At 40.5% G+C, this 12,366-nt stretch carries 10 protein-coding genes; 7 read left to right on the top strand and 3 right to left on the bottom strand.

Annotation, left to right across the window (positions count from 1 at the left end; genetic code table 11):
* Positions 1-3: 3 nt before the first annotated feature.
* Positions 4-1,020: a cation diffusion facilitator family transporter gene (locus tag B2746_RS00285; RefSeq protein ID WP_290789551.1), complete on the bottom strand. Its 1,017-nt coding sequence runs from the start codon at positions 1,018-1,020 to the stop codon at positions 4-6.
* A 40-nt stretch (positions 1,021-1,060) separates the two neighbouring features.
* Between B2746_RS00285 and B2746_RS00280 the strand changes: the two genes are divergently transcribed.
* From B2746_RS00280 to B2746_RS00250, 7 genes are all read left to right on the top strand, one after another.
* Positions 1,061-1,264 carry a hypothetical protein gene (locus B2746_RS00280; RefSeq protein ID WP_290789548.1) on the top strand — a complete coding sequence of 68 codons (204 nt, stop codon included), beginning with the start codon at positions 1,061-1,063 and terminating at the stop codon, positions 1,262-1,264.
* A 23-nt stretch (positions 1,265-1,287) separates the two neighbouring features.
* The gene (locus tag B2746_RS00275; RefSeq protein ID WP_290789545.1) at positions 1,288-2,391 is read left to right on the top strand and encodes a cellulase family glycosylhydrolase; all 1,104 of its coding nucleotides are present in this window, start codon (positions 1,288-1,290) and stop codon (positions 2,389-2,391) included.
* Between the two features lie 75 nt (positions 2,392-2,466).
* The gene (locus tag B2746_RS00270) at positions 2,467-3,636 is read left to right on the top strand and encodes a galactokinase (protein WP_290789542.1); all 1,170 of its coding nucleotides are present in this window, start codon (positions 2,467-2,469) and stop codon (positions 3,634-3,636) included.
* 12 nt (positions 3,637-3,648) lie between these two features.
* On the top strand, positions 3,649-4,710 hold the full coding sequence (locus B2746_RS00265; protein WP_290789540.1) for a UDP-glucose--hexose-1-phosphate uridylyltransferase: 1,062 nt from the start codon (positions 3,649-3,651) through the stop codon (positions 4,708-4,710).
* Positions 4,711-4,720: 10 nt separating this feature from the next.
* Positions 4,721-5,857, top strand: a complete 1,137-nt coding sequence (locus B2746_RS00260) for an aldose epimerase family protein (protein WP_290789537.1) — start codon at positions 4,721-4,723, stop codon at positions 5,855-5,857.
* A gap of 11 nt (positions 5,858-5,868) precedes the next feature.
* Positions 5,869-7,539 carry a sodium/sugar symporter gene (locus B2746_RS00255; RefSeq protein ID WP_290789534.1) on the top strand — a complete coding sequence of 557 codons (1,671 nt, stop codon included), beginning with the start codon at positions 5,869-5,871 and terminating at the stop codon, positions 7,537-7,539.
* A gap of 43 nt (positions 7,540-7,582) precedes the next feature.
* Entirely contained in the window at positions 7,583-8,398 is an 816-nt protein-coding gene (locus B2746_RS00250; RefSeq protein WP_290789531.1) for a phytanoyl-CoA dioxygenase family protein, read from the top strand.
* Here B2746_RS00250 and B2746_RS00245 read toward each other — a convergent pair whose 3' ends face one another.
* The gene (locus tag B2746_RS00245) at positions 8,399-9,172 is read right to left on the bottom strand and encodes a response regulator transcription factor (protein WP_290789528.1); all 774 of its coding nucleotides are present in this window, start codon (positions 9,170-9,172) and stop codon (positions 8,399-8,401) included.
* Positions 9,173-9,191: 19 nt separating this feature from the next.
* Positions 9,192-12,251 carry a sensor histidine kinase gene (locus tag B2746_RS00240; RefSeq protein ID WP_290789525.1) on the bottom strand — a complete coding sequence of 1,020 codons (3,060 nt, stop codon included), beginning with the start codon at positions 12,249-12,251 and terminating at the stop codon, positions 9,192-9,194.
* Between the last annotated feature and the right edge of the window lie 115 nt (positions 12,252-12,366).

Here is a 12,366-nt window from a genome sequence, read left to right as displayed (position 1 = left end):
AATTTAGGCGGTTTTAGGCAAAGTGTCCGTGACCGTACCCAACTGGTGTTTTTTATTTGAAATGATATTCTCCAATGTCCACTCCACCTTCTGTTCAAATGCATGTTTCCGGACCGGACAGTCTGTTTTCGTACAGATAGCACAGGAAAAATCCAGACATCCGTCCGAATGCACAAAAAGTTCCATACTGCTTCCAAACTCCAGCCGGATTTGTTCACTTAGTGCATCCACCTCCACATGCGCTTCATGCACATTCAAATACCAGGGAACGGTAAGATGACAGTCCACATGAAGAATGCTACCATACTTGATGACGCGAAGATTGTGCAGATCCACCCAATTCTGCTTCCGTTGCTGATTCAGATGCGTTACCATTTTTACCAGCAGGGCTTTATCAGCTTCATCCATAATGCCGGCCAGCGATTCACGAAGAATCTTGTATCCGGTGTATAAGATAAAAACGCTGAAAAGCAATGCCACCAGTGTATCCAGCAACTGCCATCCGGTTATCCAGATCAACAATATTCCAATTAAAATTCCAATGGTAGAATAAGTATCAGTATGTAAATGTCTCCCACTTGCTATCAATGCCAGTGAATTATTTTTTTTACCTTTCCTGATCGCTATGGATCCCATAATAAAATTCACCAACCCGGCTACTGCCACCAGCGCCACACCCCAGTCGAGTTTTTTTAATGCAGGTGGATTTATAAAATAGATGATACATTCATAAATTATAAAAAGGCCGGCAAATAATATCAGCGTTCCCTCTACTGCTGCCGAAACAAATTCAGCTTTCCCATGACCATACGGATGATCCATATCACGGGGCTTCGCCGCCACATAAAGACTGTACAATCCGATAAATCCCGATACCACATTTACCGTGCTTTCCAGCGCATCCGTTAAGATGGATACTGAATTGGTTAGGTAATATGCGGTAATCTTTATTCCAAATAATACTACTGCTACCAGTACCACCCAACGTTGAACCTTATAGTTTTCCTTTTGTTCCCGCATGGCCCTAAATGGGAATTTATTGATACAGTTTGACAATTTAATGATACAAATCGATTCAACTGGCTACCGGCAATCCGGCATCTTTGCAAAAGAACTTTTACTGATGATTGCCACGATATTGCCTGTCATACACCTAAGCTTATTATGCCCCATCCCGAATCCGGTAGGTACACTGGCAGCTCCTGCCATCTTTCCTTATAAAGATAGTTTTTATTTATCTGGCTCCACATCAGACAATTTTTAAACTGAAAACCAATCGTTTTGATCATGATCAGAAAAAAAATACAAATAAGCTTTTTAGCTACAGCCATGCTGGTGATGGGATTACTTTCCTGCAACAATGCAACAGAGACAAAGGAGAACGTTTCAGCCGGCAATGAAGTAAGAACTGTTTGGTCGCTTGAAAAAGCCAAAGACTGGTATAACCAACAGGCCTGGATGGTAGGTGCGAATTTTTTACCAAGCACTGCAATCAACCAGCTCGAAATGTGGCAGGCAGAAAGTTTTGATACCGCTACCATCAACCGCGAATTGGGTTGGGCTTCGGCTATCGGCATGAATACCATGCGGGTCTACCTCCATAGCAAGGCATGGGAGCAGGATTCAAGCGGTTTTTTAAATAGAATGGATATCTATCTCGGAATCGCTGATGCCAATAAAATCAAAACAATCTTTGTGATTTTTGATGACGTTTGGAACAAGGAACCAAAAATTGGTAAACAACCCGACCCCAAACCTGGAACACATAACTCAGGCTGGGTGCAGGATCCGGGTGATCCATTCCACAAAGACAGTACCCTGTTCCCATCGCTCGAAAAATATGTAAAGGCAGTGATCAGCCGTTTTGCAAAGGATAAACGTGTACTCCTGTGGGACCTTTACAATGAACCCGGCAACTCAGGTAAAAAAACAAGTTCTCTTCCCCTGTTGAAAAATGTTTTCACCTGGGCCCGTTCGGTAAATCCGGATCAACCGCTCAGTGCTGGTGTGTGGGACTGGAGCTTTGAAGAATTAAATGAATTTCAGGTGGCTAATTCTGATATATTGACCTACCATAATTATGAAGATGCAGATATGCATAAAAGAGTGATTCAATTGCTAAAAATGCATGGTCGACCAATGATCTGTACTGAATATATGGCGCGTACAAGAAACAGTTTCTTTTCTACAGTTCTGCCATTATTAAAAGAAAAGAACGTGGGTGCAATTAACTGGGGATTGGTTGCGGGAAAATCAAATACCATTTATGCGTGGGATACGCCGATTCCAGATGGCTCAGAACCAAAAGTTTGGTTTCATGATATTTTCCGTAAAGACGGATCTCCATATAGTAAAGAAGAAATTGAACTGATTAAAAAACTGACACAATAATTTTTGACAAGCAGTCGTGCCATCCAATCACCCTCCCCTTTCCAGGGGAGGGACGGGATGGATTAAATGAATCACATGGTTACTCAGGAAAAAGAAACACTAATTCAGAACATTCAGCAAAAGTTTACAGAGCTGTTCCATGCAGATCCCTTATTGGTCAGTTCACCCGGACGCATTAACCTGATAGGAGAACATACCGATTATAACAATGGATATGTTTTGCCTGCAGCCATTGATAAGGTAACTGTGGTAGCTATTCAGGAAAGAATGGATGAGGAAATTCATTTATACTCATTTGATCTGAATGCAAATGCTGTAATGAGTCTAACTACTGAACTAAAACCTGCTGAGGACTGGAGCGATTATGTACTGGGTGTTGTTCAGCAATTTATTCAACAGAAATTACCTTTGAAAGGATTTAATCTTGTATTCGGTGGAAATGTACCACTGGGTGCTGGTATGTCATCTTCTGCAGCATTGGAATGTGCAGTTGCTTTTGCTTTGAATGAAGTATTTCAATTAAGCCTGGATACCATGCAAATGGTGAAACTTGCTCAGAAAGCAGAAAACGAATTTGTTGGAGTGAACTGTGGAATTATGGATCAGTTCGCCAGTATGTTTGGAAAAAAGAACCGGGTGCTAAAACTCGATTGCAGTAGCCTTGAATATGAATCCGTCCCTTTTGAAATGGATGAATTCCGAATCGTCTTACTGGATACCAATGTTAAACATTCCCTTGGCAGCAGCGAATACAATGTTCGGAGAAGTCAGTGTGAAGAGGGCTTGCAACTGCTGAATCAGGCATTTCCTTCCATCACCAATCTGCGTGATGTAAGTCTGGACCAACTGGATCAAATACTTCTTCCAAAATCATCAGTGTTCTATAACCGATGCAGGTATGTTATGGAGGAAAATAATCGCCTGCTCAAAGCATGTAATGAATTGCATCAGAATAATATGCGTGCATTTGGTGAATTAATGTTTGGCTCGCATGCCGGACTTTCGCAGCGTTATGAGGTGAGTTGCCCTGAACTTGATTTCCTTGTGGAGCAGGTAAAACCAATGAGTGATGTTTATGGTGCCCGCATGATGGGTGGTGGTTTTGGTGGCTGTACAATCAACCTGGTAAAAACGGATGCTGTGGCAGGGTTGATTGAAACAGTTGGTAATGCCTACCACCAACATACCGGCACAACCATGCAGGCCTATATTGTTCAAATTGGGGATGGCACTTCCCTGCTTTAATTTATTAATTACATGCAATCCTTTACATACAAAGAACACCCTCATACAAGAAAAAACCTGTTAACCGGAGAATGGATTCTGGTATCACCACATCGCACCAAACGGCCCTGGCAGGGAAAACAGGAGCAGGTTCCCGATCTCAATTCACCAGCCTATGATCCTGCCTGTTATTTATGTCCGGGTAACAAACGTGCCGATGGTGCTATCAATGAACAATTTGATGGTCCATTTGCCTTCACCAATGATTTTGCCGCATTGCTGCCTGATTCACCCGAAGGTTCAACTATAATAGGCAACCTGCTGGAAGCAAAATCTGAAAATGGAATCTGCAGGGTAATCGGTTTTTCTCCACGGCATGATCTGACCCTGCCCATGCTGTCTATTCCGGAAATTGAAGCGGTAATTGAACTATGGTGTAAAGAGTTTATTGATCTTTCAATAAAGCCGGGCATTCAATACATTCAGGTTTTTGAGAATAAAGGAGCAATTATGGGATGCAGTAATCCCCATCCACACGGACAGATCTGGGCATCTTCGTCCATACCGGTTGAAATTCAAAAAGAGCTGACGCAGCAGGAGCGCTATTTTACAGCGCATGGCACCAGCCTCTTAAACGATTATATCCAACTGGAACTGGAACACCAGGAACGTATACTTGAAGAAAATGAACATTTTGTTTTACTTGTTCCTTTCTGGGCGACCTGGCCGTATGAAACCATGATTGTTTCAAAAAGACAGGTGAATTTTACGCATGAATTTTCAGCAGAAGAAAAAAATGCCCTTGCCCGGATCCTTAAAAATCTGACAACCCGATACGATAATCTGTTTCAGGTTTCTTTTCCATATTCTGCAGGAATTCACCAGGCACCGGTTCAAACAAGTGGAAGAACTGGCTGGCACTGGCATATGCATTTTTATCCTCCTTTACTTCGATCGGCAACGGTTAAAAAATTTATGGTGGGTTATGAAATGCTGGCGAATCCTCAACGTGATATTACACCTGAATGGGCAGCTGAACAACTCAGAAAAATGCCACTTGACTATTATCGTACACTTCCTGCTTCCACCATTTAAAAATGTCATCATGAATAAAACGATGCTTCCTTTTTTTTTATTGATCTTTTCAATTGCCTGTAATACTTCAGAAGAGCAAAAAAAAGATGAAAATAGCAGTACGATTATGAACTATAGTTTTGATTCAACCGTAAATGGGAAAAAGACAGGTCTGTACTGGATCAAAAATGGTAAAATGTCTGTTGGTATTACGAATTATGGCGGTCGGATTGTGAGTTTACAGGTGCCCGATAAAAATGGAAAAATCCAGGATGTGGTAGTCGGGTTCTCTTCTCTGGATGATTATATCAATTCAACGGAACCTTATTTTGGAGCAACCATCGGTCGTGTGGGTAACAGGATCGCAAAGGGAACATTCAGCCTGAACAATAAAAAGTTCGAACTCTTTACTAATAATGGACCAAACACTTTGCATGGCGGCAAAGTTGGTTTCCAGTCGGTGGTTTGGGATGCTGAACAACCGAATGATTCAACGTTGAAACTATCTTATGTTTCTCCTGATATGGAAGAAGGTTTTCCCGGTCAGCTTACCACAAAAATAAGTTTTACGGTAACTAATGAGCAGTCGCTCGATATTAAATACGAAGCAGTAACTGATCAGCCAACGCCTGTAAATCTGACCAATCACGCATTCTTCAACCTGAATGGCGAAGGATCCGGCACCATCAATCAGCATAGTTTACAATTATTTGCAAGTAGGTACACTCCAGTTGATTCAACGCTTATTCCGACTGGTGAAATTGCTCCGGTGGCTGGTACCCCATTTGATTTTACAAACTCAACTATTATCGGAGAGCGGGTGGATGCAGACAATCAGCAATTGAGATTTGGCAAAGGGTATGATCATAATTTTGTGTTGGATGATAGCACAACCTGGAAAAAAGCCGCTCGTATAAAAGGAGATATTTCAGGAATTCAACTGGAAATCTGGACTACTGAACCCGGTATACAGTTTTATGGTGGAAACTTTATGGAAGGAAAAAATACCTTCAAATCAGGCACCCCGGATAGTTTCCGGACTGCTTTCTGTCTCGAAACCCAGCATTTTCCAGATGCTGTGAATCAACCTTCCTTTCCAAGTACTATCTTAGAACCCGGACAAACCTACAAAACCCGTTCGGTATATAAATTTACTGCACAACCTTAAGATTAGCTGCCATGAATATCCTGCATTCAAAAGACTATTTGGTTTTTATCGTTTATTTTTTGATCGTAGCCTTTTATGGATGGTGGGTCTACAACAGAAAAAAATCAGCTACTGCCAGTAGCAAGGATTACTTTTTGGCAGAAGGTTCATTAACCTGGTGGGCAATTGGTGCATCCCTTATTGCTTCCAATATATCAGCGGAACAGTTTATAGGAATGAGTGGTTCAGGGTTTAAAATGGGATTGGCCATTGCTACCTATGAATGGATGGCAGCGGCTACCTTAATCATTGTAGCGATCTTTTTTATTCCGGTTTATCTGAGGAATAAAATTTATACCATGCCACAGTTTCTGCAACAACGATATAATGGAACCGTTGCCATGATTATGGCCGTATTCTGGTTATTGCTCTATGTGGTTGTTAACCTTACTTCCATTCTATATCTGGGTGCTTTGGCCGTAAGCAGTATTTCCGGAATCAATTTTACGGTCTGTATGCTGGCACTTGGATTGTTCGCCATAATAATCACGTTGGGCGGGATGAAGGTGATCGGTTATACAGATGTAATCCAGGTATTTTTTCTGATTCTGGGGGGATTGGCTACTACCTATCTTGCACTTAATTTGGTGAGTGATCATTTTGGATCAGAAGGACCATTAGCCGGATTGAGTTTATTGCAGGAAAAAGCTTCCGGTCATTTCCATATGATCCTAAAGCAGGATAATCCCAATTATATAGATTTACCCGGACTATCCGTCCTTATTGGAGGAATGTGGATTGTAAACCTCAACTATTGGGGATGTAATCAATATATAACCCAGCGAGCCTTAGGTGCAGATCTAAAAACTGCTCGGGCAGGAATTCTCTTTGCAGCTTTTCTGAAATTACTGATGCCAGTGATTGTGGTATTACCCGGTATTGCTGCTTTTGTATTGTATCAGGAAGGTAATTTTCAGGAAGCTATGTTACAGGATGGTGAATTGAACCCGGACCGGGCATATCCGGTATTGCTGAACTTATTACCCCCCGGATTGAAGGGGCTTGCTTTTGCAGCACTTACAGCTGCCGTAGTTGCTTCTCTTGCCGGTAAAGCAAACAGTATTTCCACCATTTTTACCCTGGATATTTACAAAAAGAGAATCTCGCCTGAAGCGGATGAGAAGAAACTCGTTAGCATCGGACGAATAACTGTAGTGGTCGCAATAATCCTGGCGATCTTTATTTCTCCTTTTTTGGGAATTGATAAAAAAGGTGGCTTCCAATATATTCAGGAATACACCGGTTTTGTATCACCCGGAATTTTCGCCATGTTCATTCTGGGATTCTTCTGGAAGAAAGCAACCTCCAATGCAGCACTGTTTGCAACAATTGGGGGCTTTATACTTTCCGTGTTTTTCAAATTTCTGCCTGGATTTGTTGACCTGAGCGCATTGATTCCATCAGGATGGGCAATTGCCAATGCTGATGGAGTTGCTGAAATTCCATTTATAGACAGGATGGCCATTGTATTTGTGATTTGTATAGCAGCCATGTACATCATAAGTACCATCGAACATGCCAGAGGTGTGCGTCCGAACGCCCTCTCCATAGACGCCAGGGAATTCAAACCCGATCCGGCATTTGCTGTTGGCGCCTTGCTGGTTACCGGCTTATTGGTGGCATTGTATACCTTATTTTGGTAAAGCGGTTGTTTTTCGATTGATTTGTATTCTCAATAGTTGCCATATGAGTACCAATCAGCTTCCATCACTTGACAGAGAAATTCAGTTAACAGAGGAAGATATCCGTTCATTCCGTACCAATGGACACCTTCATCTTCTCACTGTTTTATCTCCGGAAGAACTCGCTGTTTATAGACAGGTTATCAATGATGCGGCTTATCGGTACAATACGGAAACAAGAGAAATGAAGGAACGCGATACTTATGGGAAAGCCTTTCTTCAAATCATGAACCTTTGGGAAGTGGACGAGCAGGTAAGATCATTTACATTGGCAAAACGATTTGGAAAAATCGCTGCAGCCTTACTTGGGGTGGAAAAAGTTCGGCTTTACCACGATCAGGCGCTTTACAAAGAGGCCGGTGGCGGACATACACCCTGGCATCAGGATCAATACTATTGGCCCTTGGATACCAAAAATACCATTACCATGTGGATGCCATTGATACCGATTTCTGTTGAAATGGGTATGCTGAGTTTTGCTTCAGGTTCGCATATCAAAGGGGCTGTCGAAAACATAGCCATTTCAGATGAATCTGATTTACTGCTGGATGCTTATGTGAAGGAGAAAAATTATTCGATTACCCGCCCATCCACCATGAACGGGGGAGATGCCAGCTGGCATTACGGATGGACACTTCATAATGCACCAGGCAACCAGTCTGCGCAGACAAGAGAAGTAATGACCATTATCTATTTTGCCGACGGTGCAAGGGTTACAAATCCGGCGAATCAACATCAGGAAAATGATCGACAACGCTGGTTGATGGGGATTAATCCGGGTGAGTTAGCAGATTCTGCATTGAATCCACTTATCGGCTAATCAGTTTTTTGACGGCTTTTTCTTTGAGTGCATATAATCAGTAGGAGTCATATTGAACTGTTTCTGAAAATTCCGGGCAAAATTACTTTGGGAGCTATATCCTACCATATCAGCAACTTCGTAGATTTTATACTCCGCATTTGCTAATAACTCTGCGGCTTTTTTTAAGCGGCTTATATTTATTAATTCCAACGGCGTAAGATTCGATACAGCTTTGATTTTCCGATAAAGTGTGATCCGGCTCATATTCATAAATTTAGCCAGTTTCTCAACATCCAGCTCAAGATCTTCCATGTGCTCCTGAATCTCATTGTTTAACTGAGTAAGAAATTTCTCATCAGATTTTGTATGCGCTATACTTTTTATATGTACAAGGGGGGAACTGGCGAAAAAATCTCGGATCATTGCTCTATTGGTTAGGAGGCTGTGAATCTGGGCCAGCAGATGTTCTTTTGAAAAGGGTTTTTCAATATAGGCATCCGCACCTAATTCCAATCCTTCTACTTTCGCCTGAATGGTATTTTTGGCAGTTAAGAGTATAACCGGAATATGGGAGAATTCCACGGTGGATTTGACTTTCCTGCAGAGTTCAAATCCATCCATTTCCGGCATCATTACATCAGAAATCATAAGGTTGACAGCCTCTTCACTCAACAGTTTGATCGCCTCAAGGCCGTTGGATGCCTTCATGATCTGGTATTTGCTTTGAAGAATATTTTCCAGCAACTCAAGAATATCTTCTTCATCATCAACTAATAAAAGTACAGGTTGCATAATCAGTTCATTTTAACCATCAAAGTTGTTTGGGTATGGATAATATAAAGGTATTCATTCCATTCATGCTTGTACATTTAATTGTGCCATTATGCAGTTCAGCCAGTGACCGGGATAATGCAAGTCCGATTCCTGTTCCTTTTTGTTTACCTGGCTCATTGATTCGGTAAAACGGTTCAAATATTTTTTCCCGAAGCTCTTCCGGAATTAGTTTGCCATCATTCATAATAATTAATTGCCAGTAATTCACATCGGTGGCTCTTAATTCAATCAGGACATTTTTAGTGGCATACTTGATAGCATTGCTGATCAGGTTTGAAAATATTTTTTCCAGTGCATCTTCATCTGCCTTTACAATTAGATTATTTTCAGAATCTATCCAGGTGAAAATTAATTTCTTCTTTGAAGCCAATGGAATAAAATCCTCGTATACATGTTTCAATAATTCGGAAATGGAGAGCTCGGTAAAATAAAGTTTAAATCCTTTTGTTTCGGTTTGTCTGAAATCAAGTATTTGTTGTACCAGTGCAACTAATCTATTGGTATTTCTTTCCAGCATACTGACATCTTTCCTGATTGCCGGAAAATCATCGGTTACTTCCTGAAGATTTTCTACCGGTCCCTTAATTAAAGTAAGGGGCGTTTTTATTTCATGTGCTACATTGGTAAAAAAATCGATTTTGGCCTCGTATATTTCTTTTTCTTTTTTGTTCTGCATTCTATTGTGGTAGGTAATAATCAGAAAACTAATCAAACTTCCGAATGCTATAAAATAAGTAAGATAGGCCACCTGTGTTGCCCAGAAGGGAGGTAGTATTTTAATTCGTAATGTTCTTGTATCACTCCTGTTTTCATTGAATGCGTTTGCTTTTACTTTAAATGTGTAACTTCCAGGAGCCAGATTGGTGTAATAAATCTTTCTGTTTTTTTCCAGAACTGTCCATTGGTTGTCAAGTCCGTCAAGGATATAAGAATATTGGGTAACCTCCGGCGACGTGTAACTTAATGCAGCTACATCCAGACTAATGGAGGATTGATCAAAAGGCAGTGTAATTTCTTCAGTATATAGAATCGATTTGTTTAAAATACCACCCGATTTTTCAATATTTATTTCATTGTTGTGAACCTGAATGCCAGTTATGTAAATAGGCAGGGAGAAGCGATTTTCCTCAAAACTATCCGGCTTGAAACTTATCATTCCTTTAATACTGCCAAAATAAATACGTCCTGTATGATCTCTCCAGCCTGAACTATAATTGAATTGGTTATTCAGTAAGCCGGTTTCCTTTGTAAAAACCTGCATCTTACTGTTCTCCTTGTTAAGTTCAACAAGTCCCTTTGATGTGGTTACCCATAAAATGCCATTATTATCCTCCAGACTTTTAAATATATGATTGCTTGGAAATCCATTTAGTTTATTATAAATCGTATCAATTTTTCTGTCCTTATTCAAGGAAATTAGTCCCCCTCCTTCACTTGCAATCCATAATTGCTGATGGGAGTCTTCGTAAATATCATTAACAAATATGTGACTTAGCGGTATCTGTTTTTTTGATTTGTCTGCAAATTGTGCTGCTTCTCCTGAACTGGGATTATAGTGGTAGAAGCCGCTCCCATGTGTGCCAGCCCAGATAGTTCCGGTATGATCTTCGTGGAGAATAGAAATAAAAATATTATGGGGAATTTCTCTAACCATTTCAAAATCTTCGGTAGCAGTACGATAGCGATAAAGCCCATTAGCTGTTCCCAAATAAATTATTCCGGACGAATGTTTGATTATACTAAGTACGAAATTGCTTTTCAGGTCATGTTCTCCTGATCCGGCATCGTAATGCCGGATTACTTTTCCGGTTGTCCGATTCATTAAATCCAGACCATGCTCAAATGTGCCAATCCAAACGGTATTGTCATCAACCAGAAGTCCGTGAATATTCGAATAGGATATATCTCCCTTTTTTCCTGTTGGTTTATAATGGGTAATGCTTCCTGTTGAAGGATCAAGTTTGTTTAATCCTCCATCTTCGGTTCCCAGCCAGATTTGGTGATCTTTGTCTTCCCGAATTTCCCTAACCGATGTTCCACTTATGGAAGGTTCTGAAGAACCCGGGTAAAACTTGTGAAAATAGTTGTATTGTTTTGGGAAATAATTGATCCCGCCGAAAAATGTTCCTGCCCAGATTCCACCTTCACTGTCCTTCGTTAAATTATAAACTGCATTATCTGAAAGTGAATAGGGATCCAGAAACGTCTTTTTTAAATTAGTAATTTTTGATGTTTGAGCATCATAAATAAATATACCGGATTCAGTAGCAAACCAGTATTGATTTGCAGATTCCTGAATAATGTCTCTTGCAAAAATGGGTGTTTTGTCTTCATTATAAGTGATGATACTGGTAAGGCTGCTATCTTCTGTGTCCAATTTCTTAATTCCCTGTCCGGCTGTGCAAATAAATAAATTATTCCCGTTTACTGGTACCAGTTTATTGATACGTTTCAATATTCCGGAGCTGGTATTGTTTTTACCGGGATAAAGCGTGAAAATTGAATCGGATGGATTATACCGCAATATTTTCCCTTCTTCATCACCAATCCAGATAGTTCCATCCTGCGTTTTTGCAAGCGCTGTTGCCAATACCTGCTGATCGGAAGCAACTGTAACCAGTTTTCTGCTGATGGTATCATATAGATAAACGGAATGTTGGGCAAGTATCCAGTATTTGTTATTTTTTGCCTGTATGACTTTATAAATATTTCGGATTGCATTAGTAACAGGTACCAGGGTTTCCTTTGTTTCATCAATTCTGTAAAGACCGTTTTGGGCGCCTACCCATATTTGACCTTTATCATCTTTATTAAGTGAATATATATAGTTGTTATTTATTTCATTCCTGGAGGTTACTGGTGTCAGAAATAATTTGAAATTGTATCCATCAAAGCGATTGAGTCCCTCTTTTGTACCAAACCATAAGAAACCATTATTTCCCTGCAGGCTGGCGAAAACGGTGTTATGCGAAAGTCCCTGTTCAACCTGATAATGACGGAAATAATATTGCTGTGAAAAAGCAACCTGAGATTTCATTGAAAGCAGCAGACATAACAGTCTAATTACTGATATATAGCTACTACCCCAATGATATATTTTAAGCAATCGATGATACATACTGAATACATAATCCCATAGACTTGAAATGCAG

The organism is Flavihumibacter sp. UBA7668, from assembly GCF_002483205.1.
Classification (GTDB): Bacteria; Bacteroidota; Bacteroidia; order Chitinophagales; family Chitinophagaceae; genus Flavihumibacter.
The sequence above is the reverse complement of the archived record's forward strand: the minus strand, read 5'-3'. Positions and strand labels throughout refer to the sequence as shown.

Bases quoted from the DNA above. Each gene is read 5' to 3' on its own strand.
- B2746_RS00285 (WP_290789551.1), bottom strand. From the start codon at position 1,020: ATGCGGGAACAAAAGGAAAACTATAAGGTTCAACGTTGGGTGGTACTG.
- B2746_RS00280 (WP_290789548.1), top strand. From the start codon at position 1,061: ATGATACAAATCGATTCAACTGGCTACCGGCAATCCGGCATCTTTGCA.
- B2746_RS00275 (WP_290789545.1), top strand. From the start codon at position 1,288: ATGATCAGAAAAAAAATACAAATAAGCTTTTTAGCTACAGCCATGCTG.
- B2746_RS00270 (WP_290789542.1), top strand. From the start codon at position 2,467: ATGGTTACTCAGGAAAAAGAAACACTAATTCAGAACATTCAGCAAAAG.
- B2746_RS00265 (WP_290789540.1), top strand. From the start codon at position 3,649: ATGCAATCCTTTACATACAAAGAACACCCTCATACAAGAAAAAACCTG.
- B2746_RS00260 (WP_290789537.1), top strand. From the start codon at position 4,721: ATGAATAAAACGATGCTTCCTTTTTTTTTATTGATCTTTTCAATTGCC.
- B2746_RS00255 (WP_290789534.1), top strand. From the start codon at position 5,869: ATGAATATCCTGCATTCAAAAGACTATTTGGTTTTTATCGTTTATTTT.
- B2746_RS00250 (WP_290789531.1), top strand. From the start codon at position 7,583: ATGAGTACCAATCAGCTTCCATCACTTGACAGAGAAATTCAGTTAACA.
- B2746_RS00245 (WP_290789528.1), bottom strand. From the start codon at position 9,172: ATGCAACCTGTACTTTTATTAGTTGATGATGAAGAAGATATTCTTGAG.
- B2746_RS00240 (WP_290789525.1), bottom strand. From the start codon at position 12,251: ATGAAATCTCAGGTTGCTTTTTCACAGCAATATTATTTCCGTCATTAT.